Source organism: Lacinutrix sp. 5H-3-7-4 (genome assembly GCF_000211855.2).
In the GTDB taxonomy this organism is placed as follows: Bacteria; Bacteroidota; Bacteroidia; order Flavobacteriales; family Flavobacteriaceae; genus Lacinutrix.
In genome coordinates, this window is sequence record NC_015638.1 from 2,732,555 (window position 1) to 2,758,768 (window position 26,214).

Here is a 26,214-nt window from a genome sequence, read left to right on the forward strand (position 1 = left end):
AACAAATCATAGGTGCTTTCTGTAAATAATGTAAGTATCTTTGTGAAAATTTTATCTGGTAATGGGCATTAGTAAAAACGACATTAAATCTCAAAAACAAATTCTTGCTAAACTAAATATAGAAGCGTTAAATCCTATGCAGGAAGAGGCACAGCTATCTATAAACTCTACAGCAAATACAGTGTTGTTATCGCCTACAGGAACTGGTAAAACGGTTGCATTTTTGTTACCAACCATTGCAGAGTTAGATGCCAATGTAGAAAATATACAATTACTAATCTTGGTACCTTCTAGAGAATTAGCAATACAAATAGAACAAGTTATTCGTGAAATGGGAACAGGATTTAAAGCAAATGCTGTTTATGGAGGAAGACCTTTTTCTAAAGATAAAATAGAATTAGCTCATGCGCCGGCAATTTTAATAGGAACTCCAGGACGTGTTGCCGATCATTTAAGGCGTGAAACTTTTATAATTGAAGATATAAAAACTTTAGTTTTAGATGAATTTGATAAATCTCTAGAAATTGGATTCGAAAAAGAAATGAGTGAAATTCTTGCCAGCTTACCAAACATAAAAAGGCGTGTTTTAACCTCAGCAACTCAGGATATGGAAATTCCTAAATTTGTTGGTTTAGAAAATGAAATTACTATTGATTATTTGGATACTAAAATTTCAAATTTAGAAATTAAAAAAGTGATTTCTCCAGATAAAAATAAGCTTCAAACCTTAGTAGATTTAATACACCAAATAGGAAATAAGCCAGGAATAATATTTTGTAATTTTAAAGATACAATACAATTTGTAAGTGATTTTTTAGAAGATAATAATATTCCGCACGGTACATTTTATGGTGGTTTAGAACAAATTGAAAGAGAACGTGCTCTTATAAAATTTAGAAACGGAACACATCAAATAATAATAGCAACAGATTTGGCAGCACGCGGTTTAGATATTCCAGAACTAAACTTTATCATTCATTATCAACTACCATTAAAAGCTGAAGAGTTTACACATAGAAATGGTAGAACTGCTAGAATGAATGCAAAAGGAACAGCTTATGTTTTACAATGGGAAAATGAATATTTACCAGAATTTATAACAACTTCTCAAATTGAAAAATTAAACGGAAAACATTCAAACATAAACAGTAATTGGTCAACATTATTTATTTCTGGAGGAAGAAAAGATAAAATTTCTAAAGGTGATATTGCGGGTTTATTTTTTAAACAAGGTAACCTGGAAAGAAACGAGTTAGGTGTTATAGAACTTAAACAAGACTGTGCATTTGTAGCAGTTCCAAAATCTAAAGTAAATAGCATTATTACAAGTACAAACAATACGCGTTTAAAAAAGAAAAAAGTTAGAGTAACACTTATTTAAATTTAATCAACTATTAATTGACTGAATATTAGGGCTATATACTTATGAGGTGTTGATATTTTTATATCTTTAATTATTAATAATTAAAGATATGGATGAAATTTATAAAATTATTACTTCAAGTGCTTTTTCAATTGTAGCACCTTTAATTTTAGGGGTTTTAGCATCTTGGTATATTTCGAAACATTTTTTTCAAAAAAAACAGCCTTCAATATTACAGTTAGCAAAGCGATTAAAAACCACCAATTTTGGTAATTATTATAATCTTACTCAAGAAATTGATATACGCGTAATAGACACCAAGTATTTTGGTAAATGGCATATAAAAACTAATGGAACAGTTACAGATACTAAACATTATTTATGTTGGATTCGGGCGCCTTGGGGAACCAAATGGAACGGCAATGCATTTGAAGGAAAGCCAATAGCTGTTAATTGGAGAGATGCAAGTAGTCTTTTTGGTGAAGGTATTTATAGAGAATATTATAAAAATACCAAAGAAGTTGATTGCCTTGATATTGATATTAATTCACATAATTATAAAAAAGGAAACTGCGAAGTGGCTTTTGCAAACAATAGCAATTGGAGATTACCAACATCTCTAGAGTTAGAAACATTACACTATAAAAATGCTATAGAAGTAAATAATAGAAATGAATACTCTAATGCGTTATTAGCACTTAAAACAGAATTGTTTCCTGGTTTTAAAGTAAATTCAAAAAATTATAATGTTTGGAGTGCAGACCAAGCAGGCTCTAATTGTGCCTGGATTTCAAATGAGTTATACTGCCAATCTGATGAAAAGATTGACAGTAAATTTCATATACTTTTTGTTAGAACAGTTAGCGCTATTGAAATTGAAAACGAACGAAAACTAATTTTAAAAAAACGGATAAGTTAAGTTATTAATTTTTTTTGTTTAAACCAGCGCCTCTGTATTTTCTCCAACTTGTTCCTTGAGTACATGGGCAATCACTCATGCCTTGTAGAAAATCTATACCAATGGTAACAGAATGTGTTCCAGAATTATATCCAGATAAATCATTTATAGTCATTTGGTACGAATAGGCTAAGTAAAAACCACTTTTCATTACGCCTGCCATAGGTCCAATATTTAAAGGTTTTCCAATTTGATCGTTTAAAAAACGATAAGAAGCTCCAATCCAGTAATAATCTCCTTTACGATTAAATTTTCTGTATTTAAAATTAATGTCTGTACTAGAACGTCCATCATTATTATACCTTTGGTAAAAAATAGAAGGTTCTATTTCGGTATTTTTTTTAGTTTGAATAATATAACCTGTGTAACCTTGAAAATTTAAAAGTTTACTTGGTTCAATTCCTGTAAAAGCATCAATGTCTTTTTCTAAAATATTATTTGCATTAAGACTTAAATAAAACATTTTATATCTATACAATATTCCAACATCAAAGTTATTGTTGTTTATAGATCTATCATCTGTTATACTGGGATCTACAATTGGCATTTCTTCTGTACCTTCAAAATTTTCAATATCAATTTTAAAACTATTTATATTGTATGATAAACCAAAAGATAAATATTGTTGAGATTTTGAATCTAATACAAGGTGTTGAGCAAAAGAAAATTTAGCTCCTTTTTGTCTTGTATTTCCATTTTTATCATTGTACAAAGTAATACCAACTCCAGAACGATTAGCAATTCTAAAATCTGCATAAAGTGCTTGATTGTCTGGAGCGTTTTTAATACCAACCCATTGTGTTAATCCATTAGCCCTAATTCTTAAATTATCTCCAATTCCTGCATAAGTAGGAGAGATTACAAAATCATTATCTGCTAAATATTGTGTCCAAACAGGTAAATTAAGTTCTTGTGCGTAACTATTAGAAACAATAAAAAGAACGATATATAATGCTAGTTTTTTCATAATAATAAGTTTTTAGTTCTTTTATCTATATAGTGTAAAATGTCCTACGTATTCTTTTTCTAGAAGTTCGCTATTTGGTTTAACAACATACCAGTAGTCACCAGTAGGAAGCTCGGTACCATTATAACGTCCATCCCAATATTGACCAACTCTATAAGTTGCAACTTTACGGCCATAACGGTCAAAAATATCAAAAGTTAAATCTGGAAAATCGTCTACACAACCAGGAGCCCAAGTATCTGCAGTTCCATCTCCATTTGGAGAGAAGTAATTAGGAATACAAGGTCCAATAATTTCTATTTCAATTGAAGCTTCATCTTGGCAGCCTAAACTATCTGTAACAATAACAGTGTATGTACCAACTTGTGTTACCGTAAATTCATTTTCACTTCCATAGTTTTCATTATTAAACGTATATGTATAGCCACCAGTTCCACCAGTAGTTTGAGCTATAATTTCACCAGGTTCATCACCTTCAATTAAATTTAAAGCAAGAGGTTGATAATTTTCTATTGTAAAAAAGTCTGTGTATTGTACACAACCATTATCATGAGTAACTTCAATATAATGTTCTGCTCCACCTGCATAATCTACATTAGTAAATACGTTACTAGTTTGCGAGCCAATACCATCTAATGAATAAGCTAATACGCTTGTATCTGTAATGCTTTCATCTACATAAACAGTTACTGTATTGCTTAACGCGTTGTCATCACATAAATATTCAATTTCTACTGTTGGATTTATTCTTACAGCTTCAGGAAAAGTAATATTCCATTCGGTTCTACAGCCTTGGTTATCTGCTACGTAAACTATGTGGTCACCACCATTTAAATTGGTAAAGTCGAAAATAGTTTGTGTCGCTGTTCCAACGGTATATGTTCCGTTAATATCATCTAATACGACACTGTAAGGTAGACTTCCGCCAGAAATATCTACGCTAAAGGCACCATTTGCTTCGCCTTCACAAGTTTCTTCAAACATAGAATCTGGAACAATTTGCAGAATTACCGGAACTGGATCTGTAATTGTAAAGGTATCTGTATAGAAACATCCTAATACGTCTTGTACGATAAATTGATAGGTTCCTGGTGCTAAGTTTTCAAATATATTAGTATCAAAAAATTGATCTAATTGTGGTGAAATAGCATATTTAATAATTCCTGTTCCGCCAGAAGCGTTAATTTCAATTCCACCATCGTTACTACCGCTACAGGTAATTTCATTAACAACAAAATCTACTTGTAATGGAGCACTAGGTTCTGTTATTGTTACAGTTTCAGACGTTGTTAAACAGTTATCGCTAATTACATTTACTGTATATGTTCCTGCTGTTAATCCTGTAAATGATGCTGGACTATCTGTTGTAGTAGTAATATTGTTAGAAGCGTCTTCTAATTCGTAAGTGTAGTTTCCTAAACCACCTTGAGCGGTTGCAACAATACTTCCGTTAGTATCACCAGCACAGTTTATAGTTGGATTATCACTTTCTAAATTAATAACTAAATCTGGTAGAGTGTCTATAGTAATTTCATTTGAAACGTTAGCAACACAGCCATTAGCATCTCTAACATAATATTGGTATGTTCCTGGTGTAACAGCTATTGTGGTACTATTTGTAAAAGCACCTAAAATATTAGCAAAATTACTTGTATTACTGTAACTGTAAATACCAGTCCCACCATTGGCTGATAAAGTAAGTTCGTAAGTTATTGGACAAGTTTGCGTACTAGAGTTAACTAAACTAGCAGTAATAGGTGTAGGTTCGTTTATAATAATAGTTGGTGAGTTTAATTCACAATTATAACCATCTGTAATAGTTACAGAATATGTTCCAGCACCTAAATTATTAAACACATTACTGTTTTGTGGTCCAGAAATACTAGTTGTTGGAGAATCTGTATTTAATGTATAAGTATAATTTGTTCCTTGTCCGCCAGTGACGTTACTAACTGTAATACTTGCATCTTGGTCTCCAAAACAATCTACAGTATTTGCACTAGCTGTAAATGTGGCGTTTATAGGTTGCGGAGTATTTAATGTAATACTTTCTGAAACTATACAACCTTCATTATCTCTCACATTTACGGTATATGTTCCTGCAGATAGGTTTTCGAAAGCACCATTAGTACTGTACGGGACCGTTGCATCACCAGTTAATTCATATTCTAGATTTCCCCAACCACCAGAAGCTACTGCTGTTATTGTTCCTATATTATTATCGCAAGTAACATTAGAAGTTTCTGAAAGAGCTAATGTTAATGCTTGAGTTGGAGAAGCTATAACAACTGTTGAAATTGCAGAACAAAATGGACTTTCGGTTTCTATAATTTCTACTGAAAAAGTTCCTGCTTGCATTCCTGTTACAGTAAGCGGGTTTGTAGATGTATTTGCATTTACAACACCAGTAACTGAAGTTCCAAAATCATTATAAACATTATAGGTATAAGCTCCAGAATAACCGCTTACATTAATATCGAAAGTTCCAGAATTATCACCAAAACAAATAACAGCAGTTGGTGAGGTAGTAAATGTTGGAGCAGTGGCAGAAGCTAATGAAACAGTAACATCTTCTGTACAAGAAGTAACAGTATCTGTAACAGTTATAACATATACACCTGAAGGTACTCCAGAGAATACATTTCCGCTTAAACTAATAGAAGCAGGATTTGGACTAATACTATAATTAAATGATCCAGAACCATTTAAAGCATCTATTGTAATTTCTCCATCATTATCATTACAAGTCGGTAATGCAGTTACACTTGGTGTAACAGTTATTGGAGCAGGAATGTTAACAGTTACTGTATTACCACAACCATTTGCATCTTGAATCTCGATAGTATGCGTTCCTGAAAATAAATTTGAAATTGTAAACGGAGCATTTTGTGATTGAAAACTTCCTCCATTTATACTAAAACTATATGGAGCAATTCCTGGATTATCTAATGTAACATCAATTTCAAAATCACCTTCATCTGTAGTACATAAGTTATCGACTGTAGCCGAAATTACAGGAGAATCATCCATTGGTAATACAACTACTGGACTAGAAATAATACAACCATAAGCATCTATTACATGTACGTAATAGTTTCCAGCATTTTCATTAAATGTACTTGCTGTTGCCCACGCAGGATCTGTAGCTGTTGGAGTAGTAGCTGTTGTTGTTATTTGATATTGATAAGGAGCAGTTCCGTTTTGTGCCACAGCACTTATAACTCCAGAATTAGGGTTACAATTGGCATTTTGATCTACAGAAGTTGTTAAGCTTAACAGAAAAGCAGATTCTGTAATATTAAAAGGAGCTGTTACTATACCACAACCAGCATTTGTTCCTGAGGTTTCTGTTATTGAAACAAAATAGTTACCAAAAGGTAACGGACCTAAATTTGTTTGTGTAAAAGAACCATTAGCAGTAACAGTACCAGTTCCTGTAACACCTGTAGTTTGCAATGATAAAGAATCGAAAATTTCGAAAGAAATTGAAGTGTCTACACTATAAACACTATTTACAGTAAAAGAAACATTTCCATCTGCACTACCTGTACAAGTAATGTTATTTGCACTTACAGCATCTACTGTTAATGTAGAGTTTGTTGGGATTGGAGTAGTAGCAGGTTCATAATAACTACACATTGTAGACTCATCATAAACTATAAATGTATATGTTACTCCAGAAGTTAAACCTGTAAATGTGGCTGATTGACTTCCAGGACTATCTTCTGGCAACCATGTTCCTGTAGGATATACAGTACTTGGACCTTCGTAAATGCTAAAATAAAATGGACCTGTACTACTTAAAGTAGAGCCAACACTTACTTCTGCTTCACCACCAGTTGTACAATCTACAGTTGTAGTAATATCTATATCCAAATCTGTTGGAGGAGAAGCTACTAATACATCTTGTTGTAAAATAGAACATCCATTAGCATCAACTATATTAATTTCATATAAACCAAAATCTACAACATCAAAACTTACAGAGGTAGATCCTGTATTGTTTAATTCAGAATTTGAATATCCATTTGTTCCTGTAACAAAATAATTATAAGGAGCCGTTCCGCCAGTAACGGAAGTAACAATAACCGAACCTTGAGAAACACCACTACTTGTACATGTTATATCTACGGTATCAAAAGTCATTACTATAGGATCTGGCTCATTAATTGTAATGGTATCTGTTCCCGTACACGAATTAGCATCGGTTATAGTAACAGTATAGGTTCCTGCATTTAAACCAGATGTTTGTGTGCCATAGTTAACACCAGTTGTATCGTTATTTACATTAATTGTAAATGGTGCTGTACCAACAGTATCATCAATAGTTATATCTATAGAGCCATTTGAATCTCCATTACAAATAACACTTTGTGATTCTACTACAGCACTTAATGCCGGAGGAGAAATTGGGCTTATGGTAATACTATTAGATTCTGCAATACAGTTATTAGCATCTGTAATTTGAAATTGATATGTTCCTGGTGTTGAGGTCGCATAGTTAAATGTAGATGGAGTAGTACCTAAATCTGTATATGCACTACCATCTACAGAAACAGCGTATGTATAAGGTGCAGTTCCTGTAATTGTGCCCAAAATTTCAGCATCTGGTGTTGCAGTACAATCTAAATTTGAAGTTAATACTACATTTACAGTTGGAGTTGCGATAGGATCTATTGTGATAGATTCACTATAAATACAATCGTTTTCGTCTCTTACCTGAAATGTATAAGTATCTGGAGCTAAGCCAGAAAAAACGGTTCCTGTTTGGTATGCTGTTACACTTGATGCAGGAGCAATAATTTGATATTCTAAAGCACCTGTTCCTCCAGTAGTTGTTAAGGTAACATCTGCGGTGTTTGAAGGACAAGTTATAGGCGACACATTAAAAGTTAAATCTGTTGGCGGGTTTAGAGGATCTATTGTAATATCATTAGTTGTTTGTGTACAATTACTAGCATCTTGAATAGTAATTGTATAAGTACCTGCAGTTAAATCTGAAAACGTACTGCCTAACTGAAATGTAACACCATCTATACTATATTGGTAAGGTGCATTACCGCCTGAAACAGCAGTTACACTAATTGTTCCGTTAGTAGAACAAGTATAATCTGTTGTTAACGTAGCCGTTGCATTAATAGGGTCACTTTCAGATATTGTTACTGTTTGAGGATCTGTATTACAAACTGAAGTTCCAACAGTATATAATAAAACAACATCATAATTACCAACACCTAAACCAGTGAATATTGGAGAATTAAAGAATGTAACGCCACCATCTATACTGTATTCTATACTGTTTCCGTTAGCGTTTGTTACATTTATTTCAATACTTCCAGTGTCTAATCCAGCACAAGCAATATCATTTGTAACGACATTAAAATCTGGTTCTGGAATAATATCTACAGTAATGGTAGTGTTAGCACTACAGTTGTTAGAATCTACAACAGTAATGTCGTAAACTCCAGCAGTTGTAACTACTATCTCTGGTACAGTTTGAAAATCGGTTGTACTGTTTACAAAGTAAAAATATGGAGGTGTACCACCTTGAGGATATACTGTTATTTCTCCTTCAGTACATGTTAAAGGACTTGTAATTGCAGCTGTTGTTGTTAACAATGGTGGTTCTGTAATTGTTATATCTTCAGTATAAGTACAACCATTTTCAGTTTCAACAGTAACTGTATAGTCTCCAGGATTTAAATTTTCAAAAGAATAAGTATTATCTACTATTGGACCTACATCATTTACTAAAGTTCCGTTTTCAAACAACTCGAAAGAATATTGTGGATCTACATCATTTGCTGCTAAGTAAATACTACCTAATTCACCATGACATAATGGTTGAGTTACAATAGACGATACTGTAAAATTGCGTTCTCGAATTTGAACATCTAATACAGTAAAAATACATGGATTTGTATCTATACCAATTTGTCTAATATAAACCGTGTAATAACCTGCAGTATTAATTGTAAAAACATTACTGGTTTGAAATGTAACATTATCTAAACTATACTCATAGCCAGACGGTACATTGTTTACAGTAATACTTCCAGGAGTTGTACAAATAATATCTGTAGCAACAACTGTAGGTTCTAATAAATTTTGATACACATTAAAATGAAACTGAACAAAACAGCCTCCTTGATAATTAATGGTTAATCTAAATTGACCTGCTGTATTGGCTATATAATCTGCTCCAGTTGCCACTTGATTCCATACACAGGCATTATCTTCATTTGCACAATCTGGATTTGAAACTGCAGCACAACTTGATTCGTCTAATTGTTCCCATATAATTGATGTTGCACCAGCGATATTGGTTTGGATGTCTCTAAAATCTTCGGCACCACATAAAAATATATTTGGAAGTAATTCGCCATCGTTAGGACAGGTAACAACCTCATCTGCATACGGTATAACAGGATTATCTATTTCACCACCATAAAGTTCAACATTAAATTGTTGTTCTATAGATTGGCAAGGTGCAATGGCCGTGTTAAATACATAATAACTTCCTGTTTCGGTAACAGTTATAGATTGATTTGTGCCAATTACAGGAGATCCAGTAGGACTTGTTGACCATGAATATGAATCGTAGCCATCTGCCGCAGTAATTTCTAAACTTGAACCACATAGAATTTCATCTTGAACGAATTGACAATCTAAGTCGGTTAAAAAATTTGTAGCTTGTGGCGTTAATAAACATCCAGTGTTACTATTTAAACTAGGGTCATCTGTAATTTGAAACGTTGGGTTATAAAAACCATTATAGGTTGCAAACGCTTGATTATTAATAATGTTAGAACAGGCATCTGCTAACTCATTACAATTATCAACGACTTGAACTTCAATTCTAATTTCATAAACAGGATCATTTTCTTCAACTAAATAATCTTCTATATTAAATATTATTTCTCTTGTAACAGGATCATAACTAGCAACAGTTACACCTGGCGGAAGAACCAAATCTGTAGGATAATTAAAAATGATATTAATTGGTAAAACATCTCTTATTTGAAAACTGGTAGCATTATCGTTTCCTGTATTTTGAAAACCGATAACATAGTTTAACGAATCTCCTAAGTTTACTGTTTGTCCTCCAATATTATTACCAGCATCATCTTCTACAATTTTTGTTAAAACAATATTTGGTTCAATAATTTCTACAGCAAAGGCAAAAAAGTATTGAAAATAAGTATCTCCAGCGGTTTCTAGCCTTACTGTTGCAGATGTGGCATCGTTTGCAATAACAGTATTTCCTGGGTTAGGAATTGCCATTACTCCAGTATCAAAACCTAAAGTATTTGTACTGTTTGGCACTCTATTGTTAACCGGTGTTGCATCGAGTTGAGTAACTGAACTATTAAAAAAATTAAATGCTGGACGATCTGCTGCAGAAAGATTGACTCCATTAAGTAACATTTGATCACCAGTAATTGGTTTATCTCCTTCTAAAGTAGCAAAGGCAAAATTAGCTCTTACCGGAGCAGGAGCAGGTACGGTTCTAAAACCATTTATTGGAATATCTGCAGTTGGATTTTGTGAAGCACTAATAGCACTAAAACCATCGAAACTTGTTATAGATTTACCAGGTAGTGTTGGGTCTTCATAAACAACAAATAGTGACCAACCGGCAGATTGACCTGTGCCATTGTATGGATTGAAAGTAGAAGTTTCTCCTGTTCCTGAAGAAACATTAGCAACGGTGTAAGTCCCTAAATCTGTACCAGAGCCAAAAGCTGTAACAATATCTGTTACATCTGCATAACACGCATAAGAAAAACTATTTCCACCATCGACAGAGTTGCCATTAGCATCAAATATAACAGTACCTTGAATGTCATTATAACCTCCTGTGGGACCTTTAAATTTTACATCTGTAATGGGTTCATTACCTGGATTTACAGCACCCCAATAAAGTCCTGCATATTTTATTAAATAACAGTTTGGATTTGGTATGTTTAAATCTGCACTAGAAGAGCTAAAGGTTGTGTTGTCACTATCAATATCAATATAATTCATATCAACATTGTGGTTGTACACAGAGTTATTATTAAAGGCATTATTGTCTGGGCCAAGAATGTTATTACCAATTAATACTATATCTCCTTTTAAATCTTCATCGAATCTAGGTGTAAATGGTTCAAAATTTTGTCCAAAGGATTTGAGGCTAAGGAAAAGTAGTGAAACAATAAATATTGCTTTAACATAAGTAGGGATTTTCATGTTTTTCTGATTTACTAACAATTTTATTTTATCCAGTAGGCTTAGATAAAAACAAAATTTATTATTGGTTTTCTATTTTCACGATTGACATTTGTTTGTTATATATATTAGTTCCCTTAGCGTTTAAGGATTTATTAGCGGCTTGAATATTATTATACTTTTTTGAGTAGATATAATATTTACTGGTATTTACATCGTAGAAAAAGTTAACATCTTTTTCTCCAGATTGTATTACTTTAGTTAAAAAGTCATCACGTTTATTAACATCACTATGTACAGCGATTACTAAATAATATCCACTTTCTTCTTTATTAATGTTTTTAAGAATTTGAATATTATCACTTTGTTTTACTCCAAAATCAAAATCATCTTCTGTAAATTCTTGCTCTGTGATTGAAGTATTATTTTTTAATTTTTGTAATGTAGCTCTATCTTGTGCGTAGCGTTCATCTTCATTATCAAATGATGCTCTTTTAATTCTCCTTCTACGTTCATATTCTGTAGATATATTAATGTCTTTTAGCTCTATATCTAATTGATTTTTAGCTTGTATGGCTTTATTTTGTTCTAACTCTAATCGTTGTATCGTTTTTTTATAGTATAAGTCTACATTTTCTAATGCTAGCGTGTTAGATTGTTTATTTTCTTCGTATAAATCTTTTAATTTTTTAATTTCTTCATTACGATCTTTTATAATTGTTTCTAATTCGGCTTTAATTCTATTTAGCTTATTATTTTCTTCTGTAATACTTTTAAATGCTTTTGGCTTAACAGCAAGACCTTGTTCGCTTAAATCATTTTCTTCTTTTAAATCTTTTAAATCTTGATCTTTAATTTTTACAATATCATCAAACTGTTTTAAAAGTTGATTTTGAGTTGTTTTTGATGCTTCGGCTTGTTGTGTTAATGCTAACATTTCTTTTCCTAACTCGTTTGTTGGATTTATGATTGCATCATCTAAAACTTCGGTTTCGTTTTGTATTGTTTCTTCTTGTTGAACTATATTTTCTTCAGCTTTTGCTTGTTGTTCTGCTAATAATTTCTCTTGTGCTTCGGCTTCGGCTTTAGCTTGTTGTTCTGCTAGTAATTTAGCTTGTGCTTCAGCTTCAGCTTTTGCTTGTTGTTCTGCTAGTAATTTAGCTTGTGCTTCGGTTTCGGCTTTAGCTTGTTGTTCTGCTAGTAATTTAGCTTGTGCTTCAGCTTCAGCTTTTGCTTGTTGTTCTGCTAATAATTTAGCTTGCGCATCGGCTTCTGCTTGTGCTTGTTGTTCTGCTAGTAATTTAGCTTGTGCATCGGCTTCGGCTTGTGCTTGTTGTTCTGCTAATAATTTAGCTTGCGCATCGGCTTCAGCTTGTGCTTGTTGTTCTGCTAATAATTTAGCTTGTTCATCGGCTTCGGCTTGTGCTTGTTGTTCTGCTAATAATTTAGCTTGTTCATCGGCTTCGGCTTGTGCTTGTTGTTCTGCTAATAATTTAGTTTGTTCTTCAGCTTCGGCTTGTGCTTGTTGTTCTGCTAGTAATTTAGCTTGCGCATCGGCTTCGGCTTTTGCATTTCGTTCTGCAGCTACTTTTGCGTTGTTAGCTTTTCTCTTTTTAGCTGCAATTCTTCTACGTTTATTATCATTTCCAGAAATTAAACTACTTACTTCATCGCCACTGCTATACTCATATCTTTCGGTATTTTTAAATCTATACGCTATAGAGATTTCATGAGATGATCCAAAATCTGTTAAATCTCCAAAAGGTTTTTCAAAATTGTACTCAATAGCAATTTGTGGTGAAATATTAATACCAAGTCCGCCAGAAGCTCCATAAACTGTATTATAGCCAACTTGTGCCCAAATTCCTTTTGGAACTGTAAGCATTGCGATTCCAGAAATAATTGTTTCGTCTTTTCTGAATTCTGATTTTACTAATCCTGAAAACTTACTTTCATCAAAAAAACCGCGAGATGACAAATAACCAGTATACATTATATGTCCCTGAATGGCTTGCTCTGGATTGTTTTCTATAAGTGTAGATGAATTAAAATTATATGATACTATATTGTTTAATGATACTCCAAAATCGAAAAAACCAGTTCCATAATTAATTGCTGGATTTACGGTAAGTATAAAGTTTTCTGGAATATTTTCTAACGAAGGATCATTAAAATTAGTTACTACTTTACCATCATTTAATCCGCTTTTGTATGCACCAATATTTAAACCAAATGTAAGGTTACTGTCTCTTTCTAATCTTGCATTGTAAGCAAAATTTAATATACCTCCAAATGTTGTTAGTACACCATAATTTTGTTGAAAAACGCTTAAACCAGCACCTATGTTTTCTCCAAATCGACCTGAGTAACTAGCTAAATAGGTGAGTGGAGCATCTTCAAATTGTGTCCATTCTCTTTTATTTGATATGCTTATATATTTATTTTGTTCTCTAACAAAACTAAATGTTGGGTTTATGGTAAATCTATTAAAGGTTAGTGAGTTTCTTATGGGAATATTTAGAGCAACAACACCATCATCTACAACTTCTTCTTGAGAAATTAATAGTTGTATAGAACAAATACATAATACTAAAACGAGAAGTAGAGTTTTCATATTATTTTATAATTGTTATTGAACCTTTTTTAACTTCATTATCCTGTGTTGTTATTATATAATAAAACACTTGATTTACACTTGTTAGTTCTAAATCGTTTTCTGGCCAATTATTTAAATAGTCATTTGTTTGAAAAACTATTTTCCCACGATTGTCCATGATTAAAACTCGAGTATTTGTACCTGTTACATATTTTGTAGGTAAAGTCCAGGTATCATTTATTGTATCTCCGTTAGGACTAATTAAATTAGGGATTTTTTCTACATCAGGAAATGGATCGAAAGCTTCGTTAATTTCAAATGTAAATTCTCTAGAGCCTTCACAACCTGCAGTTTCGGTTATAATTACCGTGTAATTTCCAAAGTTTGATGCGTTAAAACTGTTTCCTGTTGCTTCTGGAATTAATGAATTATTTAAAAACCATTCGAATTGAGGATTGTTTGCTGTAGCAGTTATTATGACGTTTAGTGTTTGTTCTTCTTCAATTGTATTGGTTTCTTCTACATTAATTGAGGCTTCAAAAAGTTCGCTTATTAAATCTATTTCTCCAGAAACCGAGCATTCTCCTAAGTCTACTTGTACAGCGTATATTCCAGACTCTGTAGTTTCGTACATTTGACTTGTTGCCTCTGGTATACTTGTACCATTTTTAAACCATTGGTAACTATTACCATTTATTGTACTTAATACTGTTGGACCTTGATCTGGACAAAATGGATTGCTTAAACTAGATGAAATACCAGCATTAGTTTCTCCAGAAGTTACTTCGCTTATGGTTACTCTATTTGAAAATGAATTAGAAGTACATGAGCCATAATCTGTTTCTACAAAATATGTTCCTTCTTGATTTACAGAAAGCGTTGCTCCATTAGATACAAATACAGATGTGGTTGGACTTGTTTCTCTATACCAACTATATGTTAGAGATGGATAATTTAAAGGAGAATTGTTGTTACCTGTACCTGGGTTATCTATTGATAGTAAATAACTGCCTCCAGTACAATAGGCTCCAGTTGATACTAAATTATTTATAGTAAAAGGTGCATCTTGAAGTTTGTAGTATGCTGCAAAAGAAGCAGAACTCGAACTTGTAGCTACAGGTGCAGTACTTTTTATTCTAATTCTATAATTTTCTCCTCCTGTTGTTGTGGGTATTGAAAAATTTAAAGTTGCTGGAGATGTGGTTACACTTCCTGCAGTAGATGTATAAATTGTTGTAGCATTAGAAAAATCGCCGTTTTCATTAGATAATTCTATTAAAAATTGATTAGATGAATCTAGCCCATTTTCTGGTGAAAATACAAATGAAGTAGAGTAGTTGTTAAAATTTTCGCTCGCACATGCTTGTGAAAAACCTAAATTAGGAGCTCCAATTACTATTTGTGAGTTAGCTTTTTCTTGTGCTATAAGTATGAAAAAGCATAATAAGCAATATAGATGGTATTTTGTTTTTTTGATGTACATTTTGTTTATACTTTTCTATCCTATAGGCAATTATGTTGTTTTTTAGCGAAATATATTTTGGTTTTATTTAGTTAAGGGTAATAGATTGTTTAGTCGTCTCTTGAAGCGACAATTTGATTTATTCTTAATCTGAAATCTGGGTTTTTTTGATTGTTTGAATCAATAAAAGTTTCAGAGTCTGGTCCTTTTGAGTACACGTTGTTAAACGCTCTACTGCCATACCAATTTTCTAAATCTTCATTATTGCTTTTGTCTTTTACAAAAATGTTTCCGTTGCAATTATTAAAGTAAGTGCTAGAAAAAACTATTTTCTCTAAGTTGTTGCTGTTTATTTTTATTTTTTTATCTAGTATTACAGCAGGATTAAAGCCAGATATTACACTTCTGTCTATTTTAAATGTTGCAGTTTCTCCTATATAAATAGCTTCGTTTACTAAACCTACTTTAATGTCGTAGTCTAAATCTTTACTTATATTTAATAAAGTTAGATTCTCTGCATTAACAGTAGTTTGACATTTTGTAAGGTCTACATTTATTTTATCATCATGATTTAAAACATATAAACTTCTAGATGGACCTGAGCCAGAAACATATGGCGATTTAATTGCTAATGAGTTAATTAGGTTGCACTCTGATCCATAATTAATAACATAATCGTTTTTACTTGATTTATATGAAACAAATTTATCTAGTGTTAATGACCCGCCTAATATTTTATACGAGCTACCTTGACAATAGCTAACCATTACATTATTAAGTTTGGTTTCTCTACCAACACCGGCTAATGTTAATGCACTTAAGTAACCATGCTCTTTAGTTCTTTTTCCTGCATACTCAATTCTTACATAATTTAATACACCAGAATTACTATCTAAATTTTCACCACCATAGCTAATGTGTTTAGCATCTGTAGTTTCTAAACCATAAGCAATTTTAGAATTATTGTTTGTAAGATTAGTTTGTGCATCTCCAAGAATTATTAATCCACCCCAATCTCCAGGTTTTTTAACACTTCTATTTGATGTAAATACAATAGGATCTGTAACTTTTCCATTTGCAATAATTTTAGATCCATTAGAAATAGTTAAGGATCCTTTAGTATCAAAGTCTCCTAATATAACAGTTCCGGGTTCTATTGTTAAAGTTGTACTGTCTGTTACAAATACATCTCCTAATAATAAGTAAGTATCACTTTTATTTAATTTTGTGTCGTTTACTATATTACCTGTTAATATTTTAGTAGGTTTATTATAATCTACTTTATTAGGTCTAAATTCTGTCCAGGATTTTAACCAGTTTTCATAACCGGTAATTCCTTTTTCTTGTTGTGCAAAAAGTGAACTGCATATAATAAACAGAAGTAGGGCGAATAAATGGGTTTTTTTAGTCATGGTTAAAGTCTTTGTTATAGATTATTGGGGATAATATATAGATCAATTTTAATCAAAAATAGTATGAAATACAAATAATATCGATAAAATACAATATTTATGTTAATAGCAAAGTAATTTCTTACATTAGGTTTGTTTTTTAAGACCAATCATTACAAACAATTATTTATTTTTTTTAGTAATTTAAATTATTAGTCAACTTTAAAATCGTTATAGGTATGTAGAGATTTTAATGTTTCTTCATAAAACAATATTGCAGCAATTAAATCTTTAGAATCTGAATATGGTAATATTGATTTTTGAAACTGAATTGTACTATCAAAATATTCTACCGAAGCTTTTTCATTTGCTTCCAGCGCTTTTTTGTTTTCTTTAGTTTCTGGTATTCCTAAGCTTGACATTGTAACGTTTGGTTTAGTTGCAAAAGCAATATTTGGTAAAATATTTACAATAACCTCAATACGCTCTGTATATAAAATAAGTAAATCACCTTTAGGAATTTTTTTTAACTCATCAAGACTATGATATTTACTAATACTAACCTTACCAGTAATAAGTCTAATTTGGTTCTTTTCTTTTTGTGCATAACCGATACTCAAAATCATAAAAAAGATAACGGTAAAAAGTGTTTTTTTTGCTTTCATTGTAATGTCGTTTTCACATGTAATTACAACAAAACTATATAAATTATTGGATAAAACAACTCTATTTCCAATTTTTTTTAACTTTTTTTTATCGAACAAATGTTGTTTTTATCGGTTAAAGTGCATTTTCATTGGATTAAATGCTAATTTATAGGTTGTAAAGCGAGCTGTTGAATAATTAAGAAATTTTAAGTTAAAATTTATAAAATCTCGATTTATGGTGCTGGCAGTCAGTATACAATTGTAAAAGAAAATAGCCTTATATTTAATATTTGAGTGCGTTTTTTATGTGAATATATTATATGGTCCCCAAAAAAATCACACAATCTGTAATACTTTTATATATAAAGATGATATTAAATGTATCCTAATACTTAAAGTTATGTTAAAGTAACTGCTTTTATAAATATAACTATTGTCAGGTTTGTTTTAAAAATATAAGTTTGCCAGCCCTAATCAAAAATTTAAATGAAAAACTTAACCTTATTACTTTATTTTTTAGTAACCACTAGTTTTGCTCAAGTAGGAATAAATACTACAGCGCCAGATGAATCTTCAATTTTAGATGTAACAAGTTCTAATAAAGGAATTTTAATTCCAAGAATTAGTTTAACTTCTACAACAGATGTTACTACTATTGAAACGCCAACAGTTAGTTTACTTATATATAATACAGCATCAATTGATGATGTAACTCCTGGATATTATTTTTGGAATGGTTTAGATTGGTCGAGAATAGCTACTTCAAATAGAGAAAATAATTCGTGGAGTATTTTAGGAAATACTAATACAGATGATGCTATTAACTTTATAGGTACAAGTGATAATCAAGATTTAGTTTTTAAAAGAAACAATATTCAGGCCGGTTTTTTAAAAGAAAACAACACTGCTTTTGGAGTAAATAGCTTACCGCTTAGTAGCACAGGAACAGACAATGCTAGCTTTGGAGTTAACGCAATGTCTTCTAATAATTCAGGAAGAGAAAATACAGCCATAGGGCAAAATGCCTTAAGAGATAACCAAAATGGGACGAGTAATACTGCAGTAGGATTTAATACACTTCTTGCAAATACAGCGAGTTCAAATACAGCAATTGGATCAAGCTCCTTAGTTAATAATACTTCTGGCTCTGGAAATATAGGAGTTGGTTCTTTAACTTTAAATCAAAATACTACAGGAGGAAATAATACCGCAATAGGTATGCAGTCGCTTACAAAAAATACAACCGGAACTAATAATACTGCTAGTGGGCTTTTTGCATTGTTCGATAATACTACAGGAACACACAATACTGCAAATGGCTCAGAATCTTTAACTTTTAATACTAGTGGCGATTATAATACTGCTATTGGTACTAATGCATTATATTCTAATACATCTGGTTATAATAATACAGCAGTCGGTAGTAATGCTTTAGATAATGTTACAACGGGTCATAATAATACTGCAATTGGATATTTGGCTAAAGTCCCTTTTGGTAATGGAAGTAATCAAGTGCGTGTAGGTAATACTCTTATTGCTTATGCAGGAGTTCAAGTGGCTTGGGATGTAACTTCAGATAAACGTTGGAAAAATACCATTGAAGATTCTAATTTAGGATTAGATTTTATAAACACTTTACGTCCTGTGTCATATTTCAGAAATAATGATAAGACTAACAGAATTGAATATGGTTTTATTGCTCAAGAATTAAAACAAGCTTTACAAAGTTCTGGTGTTAAAAGTAAAAGTATCGTTTCTGAAGACAGTGAAGGTATGTTAAGTGTAAGATATAATGATTTGTTTTCTCCTATAGTTAAAGCTATACAACAGCAAAATGATGAAATTGAAACACTAAAAGCTGAAAACAAAACCTTGAAATTAAAACAGCAAGCTATTGAAAATGAACTTCTAGAAATCAAAAAACTATTATTGAATAAAAAATAACTAGCTTCAAGAATTTAATTTAAAAATTATAATAATATTAAGAAACACTTTCAATTAAAGGTCTTTAATTTGAGCTCTTATTTTTTTAATAAATAAAGAGCATATTATGACTAATAAAATGATTGGTATAGTTGGTGGTGTAGGCAGTTACGCAGGAATAGACTTAATTAAAAAGGTGTACGATTTAACCGAAGCAACTTCAGATCAAGACCATTTACCTGTGTCTATGTTATCTGTTCCTCACAAAATTATTGACAGAACAAAATATCTGTTAGGTGAAACCGAAACCAATCCTGGAATTGCAATTGCCGAAATTATTGCCTCATTAATTGCTAGTGGTTCATCAATCATTGGTATACCTTGTAATACAGCTCATGCTAAACCTATTTTAAGTTTAATTGAAAAGAGTATACCAGAATCTTGTGTTTTGGTTAATTTAATAGAAGAAGTAGGATTGCATATTTCTACAAAACATCCTGAAATTACAAAAGTTGGTGTTTTAGGTACAACAGGTACTATTTTAGCAAAAGTATATCCCGAAGTGTTATCTAAATACAATATTGAAGTTATTCAGCCATCAGAAGATATTCAAGATTTATTTGTACATCCATCAATATATGATACATCTTACGGTATAAAAGCATTTTCAAATCCCGTAAACGAAAAAGCAAAAGAAAACTTAAGTATGGCAGCAACATATTTATCAAGAAAAGGCGCCCAAGCTGTTATTTTAGGATGTACCGAAATTCCATTAGCCATCCAATACGAAAAGATTGAAGACAGTTTAATAATTGATGCTACAACAGTTTTGGCTAGTGCATTAATTAGGGAATCTAAAAAAATGGAATTAAGTAATTAAACTATTTAATATGGCTCTTTTGTTCAGAAACAGCATAAATGCCCCAATCTGCAATAGATTGCACTACAGGAATTAAAGTTTTACCAAAATCGGTTAACGAATATTCTACCTTTAAAGGTGGTTTAGAAGTGTATACCTTTCTTTTTACAATACCATCTTCTTCTAAAGTTTTTAATTGTAAACTCAATGTACGCTCTGTAACTGTTGGCATTTCTTTTCTTAATTCATTATATCGGAGTGTTTTATCAATTAAATGAAACATAATTACCGTTTTCCATTTTCCTCCAATAATTCCCATGGTTAAACTGGCACAACATGGATATTCCTTTCCTTTAAACGTATACATAATTATTTTTTAAGTATTAAATCTTTGGCTAAGATAGAATACTATACTTATTTATACAACTATACTTTTTATAGTAAATTTAACATTCAGCTGAATGTATTGATTTTGTTGGGTTTACAAACTTTTTAAGTGTAATATTTTATACTATCCTTTTTGACCGTTATTGTGAAAAATAGATACTACAATTACATTTGTACTATACTTTTTATAGTATAATTAATAATCAACTCAAAAAAACATATAATAATGAATACACCAAACATTGCACAAGAAGATATTTTAAACGCATTTAACTACAGACATGCTACTAAAGAATTTGATGCTACCAAAACATTAACTGATGAGCAAATCAATTTCATCTTAAAAACAGCGAATTTATCACCAAGTTCTTTTGGTTTTGAACCTTGGCATTTTATAGTGGTACAAGACAAAGATTTACGCGAACTTTTAAAACCTGTAGCTTGGGGAGCACCAGTAAAACTAGACACTGCAAGTCACTTTATTTTAGGTTTAGCAATGAAAGCGCCAATGGTAAAACACAATGCAGAATACATAGAACATATGATGAAAGACGTTAAGCAAATGCCAGAAGATGTTGTAGAAATGTATTCTAAATTTTACAGAGAGTTTCAAGAACGTGATTTTAACTTAGATTCAGATAAAAAATTATTCGATTGGTCATCAAAGCAAACGTATATTGCCTTAGGTAATATGATGACAGCTGCTGCTTTAACCGGAATCGATTCTTGTCCTATAGAAGGCTTTCATATTGAAGAAACTGAAGCTTTGTTAAGAGATAAGTTCGAAGTGGATACTGACAAATATGGAATTTCATTTATGGCTGCTTTTGGTTACAGAAAAGCAGATCCAGAATTCGGAAAATCAAGACGTAATTTTGAAGATATTGTAACATTTAAGTAAGCAACTCCTTCTAAAAACACAAAAAAATGAAAGCAATAGGATACAAAGAGAATTTACCAATTGAGAACGTAAAGTCTTTACAAGACATAACATTAGAAACTCCAAAAGCAACTGGAAGAGATATTCTTGTTGAAATTAAAGCGATTTCTGTAAATCCAGCAGATTACAAAGTGCGTGCAGGAATGCCAGCAGAAGGTGACAACTGGAAAGTTATTGGTTGGGATGCAACAGGTATTGTAAAAGAAGTTGGAGAAGATGTGACTCTTTTTAATGTTGGAGATGAAGTTTGGTATGCAGGAGATTTTACACGTCAAGGGAGTTATGCACAATTTCAAATTGTAGACGAGCGTATTGTTGGTAAAAAACCTTCAAGCCTATCCTATGCTGAAGCTGCTGCTTTACCGTTAACCACACTTACAGCTTACGAAATGCTGTTCGATAGGCTACAAGTTACTAAAGATGATGCTAGCAAATCCATTTTAGTTATTGGTGCTGCTGGTGGAGTTGGTTCTATCTTAGTACAATTAGCTAAAAAGCTGACAAAATTAAACATTATTGGTACTGCTTCTCGCAAAGAAACCACAGCTTGGTTAAAAGAATTGGGTGCAGATACTGTGATTAATCACAGAAATAAATTGAGCGAAGAGTTTGAAAAATACAACTTGGCTGCTCCAGAGTATGTAGTAAGTTTAAACGCTACAGAACATCATGTAGATGAAATTGTAAAACTGATTAAACCTCAAGGTAAATTCGGGTTTATTGACGATCCAAAATCGTTAAACGTCATGCCTTTTAAAGGAAAAGCAGTTTCTACACACATAGAGTTAATGTTCACACGCTCAATGTTTCAAACGGAAGATATGATAGAGCAACACCATATTTTGAACAAAGCTTCAGAATTAATTGACAACGGAACAATTAAAACTACTTTAGGTGAAAATTTCGGAACCATAAATGCTAAAAATCTTCGTAAAGCACATGCTTTCTTAGAGACAGAAAAAGCTAAAGGGAAAATTGTTTTAGAAGGATTTTAGATTTAGTAAATTTTATAAAAATGAAAAACATACTAACAGCAGCATTAACTATAATTATTTCTATAATTAGTAATACAGTTGATGCACAAGTAACAACTATAGATTCTGTAGCCACATCAAAAGTGCAACATTTTAATTTTGATGATATGGCATCGGAAACCATCGGAAAAGGCATAAAACGCAAATGGTTTCATGGTGAAAAAGGACAAATGACTATTTTTAATTTAGAAAAAGATGCGCATATTCCTTGGCATAAACATCCAAACGAACAAATTACTTACATAATGTCTGGTAAGGTTAAAATAAAAACCATTATAGATGGAAAAGAAACATTTGTAGAAGTTGGAGCAGGAGAAGTCATTGTTTTTCCTGAAAATGTACCACATGAGTTTTGGGCTTTAGAAGAAACCGTAGATTTAGATGTGCACGTTCCTGTTCGCCAGGATTGGTTGTCTAAAGAATTACCAGAGTATTTAAAGAAAACGAAAAAATAAAATTAATCAGTATTAAAACTGAAAATCAAACATCATGAAAAAAAATATTTTAATCGCATTAGCACTAATAGCAGGTATTTTTGCAACCGCGCAAACACCAACAACAGACAATATTAAGTCTATAAACGAAGTAGTAACTGTAGATACTGTAGAATGGGGCTGGTTAAATCCGTTACGAGGCGATAAAAGTCCAGCTGCAGGAAAACTTTGGGGAGACAGAACCAAAAACGAACCAGCAGGTTTTTTAGTAAAATTCAATAAAGGATTTTCTTCGCCAGCACACATTCACAACATTACGTATCGTGGTGTGGTCATTAAAGGTTTATTGCATAATGATGACGAACAAGCCGAAAAACAATGGCTACCAGCTGGATCTTATTGGCAGCAACCAGCAGGAGAAGCACATATTACTGCAGCAGATGGTGAAGAAAACATGGCTTTTTTAGACATACAGGAAGGACCATATTTAGTACAACCAACAGACGAAGCTTTTGATAATGGTGAACGACCAATTAATGTAGATAAAACCAATTTAGTATGGTTAAACGCTAATGATATAGAATGGGTTTCAGAAAAAAGTAATGTAGAAACTGCTTTTTTATGGGGAAGCCACGAAAATAATCAATTACGTGCTTCTTTAATAAAATTACCAGCTGGTTTTAAAGGAAAAATTAAAAATTTAAGTCCAAATTTTAGAGCTGTAGTTATTTCTGGAGGAATTTCACACCAGTTTTCTAAAAAAGAAGATAAAAAGGAATTAAACGCACCATCTTATTTTGGAGCAGAAGAAAATGCAACTTCCATAATTTCAGCAGAAAAAGAAACGGTTCTTTATATTAGAAGTAACGGTAATTTTGAAGTCAAGTAAAATGAAAAAGATAAGTTTACTACTAAGTTTAATCACTTCGGTTATGACAACACAAGCACAAAATACTTTAACGGAAGTAGAAACGTATGCAACCGTAGACCAAGCAGTAGGTAATATTGCTTTCACCAATGATGGCGAATTGGTTTATAGCCATCATCCATTTTTTGGACCAGAAATTAGAGTAGTAAAGTTTGACAAAAAGACAAACACAACTACACCTTTTCCAAATTTAGAATGGAACACACCACGAGACACCGACGATAATTATTTAAGTAATGTCTTAGGTATTCGTAATGATGAAAACGGCATTATTTGGATGATAGATATGGCACAGCGTAATAATGTAACGCCAAAAATTGTAGGTTGGAATACAAAAACGAATGCTTTAGAACGTATTTATTATTTACCAAAATCATCGGTTCCAAAAATTGCGCAACCTAATGATATGGTAGTCGATACCAAACATGGCTACTTTATAATTGCAGATGAAGGCATAGGAAATGGAGGAGATGGAAGTCAAGCTGCGTTTATAATTGTAGATATGAAAACGGGTAAAGCACGTCGTGTTTTAGAAGGTACACGAACAACTAAACCAGAAAACACACCAACAGTAATTAAAGGCAAACATTTAGCTGTTAACGGAAAAGATTTATTGGTTGGTAACGACGGAATTACAGCTGATAAAGATTTTGAATATATTTATTACGGTCCGTTAAACGGAACTAAAATCTACCGAATTAAAACGCTTGATTTAGTTAACGAAGCGTATACAGATGAAGATTTAGATTCTAAAATAGAAACCTATTCTAACAAACCAAATAATGGAGGAATGTCTATAGATAAAGATGGAAACATTTATTTAACTGCTTTAGAAAGCAACAGTGTTGCTGTTGTTTTGGCCAAAGATAAAAGTGTAAAAACAATGATTGCTGATGAAAATATGGTTTGGCCAGATGGTGTAAGCTATAATCATGTAGATGGTTACATGTATGTGTCAGCAGCACAGGTAAATAAAGGTGCTGTTTTTAACAATGGTAAAGATCAATCCACAAAACCATTTTACATTTTTAGATTTAAGCCTGTTGTTGACGGTGTTTCATTCAGATAATTTTAGTTGATTAATAGTTGAATCCCTAATTATTGATTAATAGCAAGAAGAAGTCACCATGTTGTGGCTTCTTCTATTTTAAATATTTAGTACCTTTAAAAAAAGATTTACATGCCAAGAACTATTATCGAAAATATCGTCATTGCGCAATACAAAGACCAAACATTTTTTGAGTTTTGTAAATACACTACTATTCGTTTTTTCGAAATTCTTTATTTTGAAAAAGGTACAGGAACCATAAAAATTAATGGTAAAACGGTAAATTACACACCAAATAGTGTGTTTGTTTTTATTCCAGATGATATTTATATCGTTAATGCAGAATCGGCTACAACTACAGTAGCTATAAAGTTTTTAAAGAGTTTTTTTAGAAAAACAAGTTCGCAAAACTCCAATCTTCCAGTAAACGATTGGTTTCGTAAAATTGAAGAAATTCTAAATAGCGAAAGTCACGAACTTCGTGAAATGCAATTTGAAACCGATGCAGACAGATCACATTTAGTATCCTTAATTAATATGGTGGCTACCGAATATTTAAACAAACAATCTTTCGATATTTTTATTATTGAAAATTCATTGTCTGTAATCCTTCATTTAATTGCCAGAAATATTCAGTTCATAAATACTTCAGATTCGGTAAAGGAAGTAAAGTCTTCAAAAATTCAACAAATCATCAATTATATTCATTCTAATATTTATAATTCCGAAGTATTATCTACCAAAAGTTTAGCTGAAGAATTTCATATGGCAGATAATTACATCAGCGAATATTTTAAAAAACATACCGATGTGTCGTTAAAAAAATACATCATTAATTATAAATTAAAATTAGTAGAAACAAGGTTGAAGTATACCGATTTGCAATATTCTGAAATTGCTGCAGAACTCAGTTTTACAGATTCTAGTCATTTAAACAAAACCTTTCAAGCCTATAAAGGCACAAGTTTAAGTGCTTTTAAAGCGAGTTTAGCCTAGTTTTTAGCTTAGTTTTTTACAAGAAACCTCTTTTTTTACTAATACCACTTTGTTTTCTACCAAATAAAAG

General features: G+C 31.8%; 17 protein-coding genes. 10 read left to right on the forward strand and 7 right to left on the reverse strand.

All coding sequences use genetic code 11. The features are described 5' to 3' along the window. The first annotated feature begins 61 nt into the window (after positions 1-61). Complete coding sequence (locus LACAL_RS12335; protein ID WP_013871084.1) at positions 62-1,381, forward strand: DEAD/DEAH box helicase; 1,320 nt, start codon at positions 62-64, stop codon at positions 1,379-1,381. A gap of 91 nt (positions 1,382-1,472) precedes the next feature. Next, complete coding sequence (locus tag LACAL_RS12340) at positions 1,473-2,282, forward strand: DUF1566 domain-containing protein (RefSeq protein ID WP_013871085.1); 810 nt, start codon at positions 1,473-1,475, stop codon at positions 2,280-2,282. A gap of 4 nt (positions 2,283-2,286) precedes the next feature. Here the strand turns inward: LACAL_RS12340 and LACAL_RS12345 are convergent, their stop codons facing one another. The 6 genes from LACAL_RS12345 to LACAL_RS12370 all read right to left on the reverse strand — a co-directional run bounded on the left by LACAL_RS12345 (position 2,287) and on the right by LACAL_RS12370 (position 17,613). Further along, positions 2,287-3,288, reverse strand: a complete 1,002-nt coding sequence (locus tag LACAL_RS12345; RefSeq protein WP_013871086.1) for a type IX secretion system membrane protein PorP/SprF — start codon at positions 3,286-3,288, stop codon at positions 2,287-2,289. Positions 3,289-3,309: 21 nt separating this feature from the next. Then, entirely contained in the window at positions 3,310-11,520 is an 8,211-nt protein-coding gene (locus tag LACAL_RS12350; RefSeq protein WP_041301523.1) for a T9SS type B sorting domain-containing protein, read from the reverse strand. 61 nt (positions 11,521-11,581) lie between these two features. Further along, a complete protein-coding gene (locus LACAL_RS12355) occupies positions 11,582-14,113 on the reverse strand; it encodes a PorP/SprF family type IX secretion system membrane protein (RefSeq protein WP_013871088.1) in 2,532 nt (843 codons plus the stop codon). Position 14,114: 1 nt separating this feature from the next. Next, complete coding sequence (locus LACAL_RS12360; protein ID WP_013871089.1) at positions 14,115-15,578, reverse strand: gliding motility-associated C-terminal domain-containing protein; 1,464 nt, start codon at positions 15,576-15,578, stop codon at positions 14,115-14,117. An 89-nt stretch (positions 15,579-15,667) separates the two neighbouring features. After that, the gene (locus LACAL_RS12365; RefSeq protein WP_013871090.1) at positions 15,668-16,969 is read right to left on the reverse strand and encodes a hypothetical protein; all 1,302 of its coding nucleotides are present in this window, start codon (positions 16,967-16,969) and stop codon (positions 15,668-15,670) included. Between the two features lie 191 nt (positions 16,970-17,160). After that, a complete protein-coding gene (locus LACAL_RS12370; protein ID WP_041302007.1) occupies positions 17,161-17,613 on the reverse strand; it encodes a hypothetical protein in 453 nt (150 codons plus the stop codon). Positions 17,614-18,081: 468 nt separating this feature from the next. On the opposite strand from LACAL_RS12370, the gene LACAL_RS12375 reads away from it, so the two are divergent. Further along, positions 18,082-19,539 (forward strand): tail fiber domain-containing protein, encoded by a 1,458-nt coding sequence (locus LACAL_RS12375; RefSeq protein ID WP_013871092.1) that lies wholly within the window; start codon positions 18,082-18,084, stop codon positions 19,537-19,539. 106 nt (positions 19,540-19,645) lie between these two features. Further along, positions 19,646-20,398 carry an aspartate/glutamate racemase family protein gene (locus LACAL_RS12380; protein WP_013871093.1) on the forward strand — a complete coding sequence of 251 codons (753 nt, stop codon included), beginning with the start codon at positions 19,646-19,648 and terminating at the stop codon, positions 20,396-20,398. A 1-nt stretch (position 20,399) separates the two neighbouring features. Here the strand turns inward: LACAL_RS12380 and LACAL_RS12385 are convergent, their stop codons facing one another. Beyond that, the gene (locus LACAL_RS12385) at positions 20,400-20,744 is read right to left on the reverse strand and encodes a helix-turn-helix domain-containing protein (RefSeq protein ID WP_013871094.1); all 345 of its coding nucleotides are present in this window, start codon (positions 20,742-20,744) and stop codon (positions 20,400-20,402) included. Positions 20,745-20,990: 246 nt separating this feature from the next. On the opposite strand from LACAL_RS12385, the gene LACAL_RS12390 reads away from it, so the two are divergent. From LACAL_RS12390 to LACAL_RS12415, 6 genes are all read left to right on the forward strand, one after another. Then, on the forward strand, positions 20,991-21,665 hold the full coding sequence (locus tag LACAL_RS12390) for an NAD(P)H-dependent oxidoreductase (RefSeq protein WP_013871095.1): 675 nt from the start codon (positions 20,991-20,993) through the stop codon (positions 21,663-21,665). 26 nt (positions 21,666-21,691) lie between these two features. Next, a complete protein-coding gene (locus LACAL_RS12395; RefSeq protein WP_013871096.1) occupies positions 21,692-22,699 on the forward strand; it encodes a zinc-binding alcohol dehydrogenase family protein in 1,008 nt (335 codons plus the stop codon). A 20-nt stretch (positions 22,700-22,719) separates the two neighbouring features. Continuing rightward, a complete protein-coding gene (locus tag LACAL_RS12400; RefSeq protein WP_013871097.1) occupies positions 22,720-23,193 on the forward strand; it encodes a cupin domain-containing protein in 474 nt (157 codons plus the stop codon). A gap of 34 nt (positions 23,194-23,227) precedes the next feature. Then, the gene (locus tag LACAL_RS12405; RefSeq protein ID WP_013871098.1) at positions 23,228-24,061 is read left to right on the forward strand and encodes a DUF4437 domain-containing protein; all 834 of its coding nucleotides are present in this window, start codon (positions 23,228-23,230) and stop codon (positions 24,059-24,061) included. A gap of 1 nt (position 24,062) precedes the next feature. Next, positions 24,063-25,169 carry an L-dopachrome tautomerase-related protein gene (locus LACAL_RS12410; RefSeq protein ID WP_041301528.1) on the forward strand — a complete coding sequence of 369 codons (1,107 nt, stop codon included), beginning with the start codon at positions 24,063-24,065 and terminating at the stop codon, positions 25,167-25,169. A gap of 111 nt (positions 25,170-25,280) precedes the next feature. Next, complete coding sequence (locus LACAL_RS12415; protein ID WP_013871100.1) at positions 25,281-26,144, forward strand: AraC family transcriptional regulator; 864 nt, start codon at positions 25,281-25,283, stop codon at positions 26,142-26,144. The last annotated feature ends 70 nt before the right edge of the window (positions 26,145-26,214 follow it).

What these genes read in the sequence shown, in the direction of transcription:
- LACAL_RS12350 (WP_041301523.1), bottom strand. Translation starts at nt 11,520, where the DNA reads ATGAAAATCCCTACTTATGTTAAAGCAATATTTATTGTTTCACTACTT.
- LACAL_RS12395 (WP_013871096.1), top strand. Translation starts at nt 21,692, where the DNA reads ATGAAAGCAATAGGATACAAAGAGAATTTACCAATTGAGAACGTAAAG.
- LACAL_RS12370 (WP_041302007.1), bottom strand. Translation starts at nt 17,613, where the DNA reads ATGAAAGCAAAAAAAACACTTTTTACCGTTATCTTTTTTATGATTTTG.
- LACAL_RS12405 (WP_013871098.1), top strand. Translation starts at nt 23,228, where the DNA reads ATGAAAAAAAATATTTTAATCGCATTAGCACTAATAGCAGGTATTTTT.
- LACAL_RS12380 (WP_013871093.1), top strand. Translation starts at nt 19,646, where the DNA reads ATGACTAATAAAATGATTGGTATAGTTGGTGGTGTAGGCAGTTACGCA.
- LACAL_RS12345 (WP_013871086.1), bottom strand. Translation starts at nt 3,288, where the DNA reads ATGAAAAAACTAGCATTATATATCGTTCTTTTTATTGTTTCTAATAGT.
- LACAL_RS12390 (WP_013871095.1), top strand. Translation starts at nt 20,991, where the DNA reads ATGAATACACCAAACATTGCACAAGAAGATATTTTAAACGCATTTAAC.
- LACAL_RS12385 (WP_013871094.1), bottom strand. Translation starts at nt 20,744, where the DNA reads ATGTATACGTTTAAAGGAAAGGAATATCCATGTTGTGCCAGTTTAACC.
- LACAL_RS12410 (WP_041301528.1), top strand. Translation starts at nt 24,063, where the DNA reads ATGAAAAAGATAAGTTTACTACTAAGTTTAATCACTTCGGTTATGACA.
- LACAL_RS12340 (WP_013871085.1), top strand. Translation starts at nt 1,473, where the DNA reads ATGGATGAAATTTATAAAATTATTACTTCAAGTGCTTTTTCAATTGTA.
- LACAL_RS12400 (WP_013871097.1), top strand. Translation starts at nt 22,720, where the DNA reads ATGAAAAACATACTAACAGCAGCATTAACTATAATTATTTCTATAATT.
- LACAL_RS12335 (WP_013871084.1), top strand. Translation starts at nt 62, where the DNA reads ATGGGCATTAGTAAAAACGACATTAAATCTCAAAAACAAATTCTTGCT.
- LACAL_RS12415 (WP_013871100.1), top strand. Translation starts at nt 25,281, where the DNA reads ATGCCAAGAACTATTATCGAAAATATCGTCATTGCGCAATACAAAGAC.
- LACAL_RS12355 (WP_013871088.1), bottom strand. Translation starts at nt 14,113, where the DNA reads ATGAAAACTCTACTTCTCGTTTTAGTATTATGTATTTGTTCTATACAA.
- LACAL_RS12360 (WP_013871089.1), bottom strand. Translation starts at nt 15,578, where the DNA reads ATGTACATCAAAAAAACAAAATACCATCTATATTGCTTATTATGCTTT.
- LACAL_RS12365 (WP_013871090.1), bottom strand. Translation starts at nt 16,969, where the DNA reads ATGACTAAAAAAACCCATTTATTCGCCCTACTTCTGTTTATTATATGC.
- LACAL_RS12375 (WP_013871092.1), top strand. Translation starts at nt 18,082, where the DNA reads ATGAAAAACTTAACCTTATTACTTTATTTTTTAGTAACCACTAGTTTT.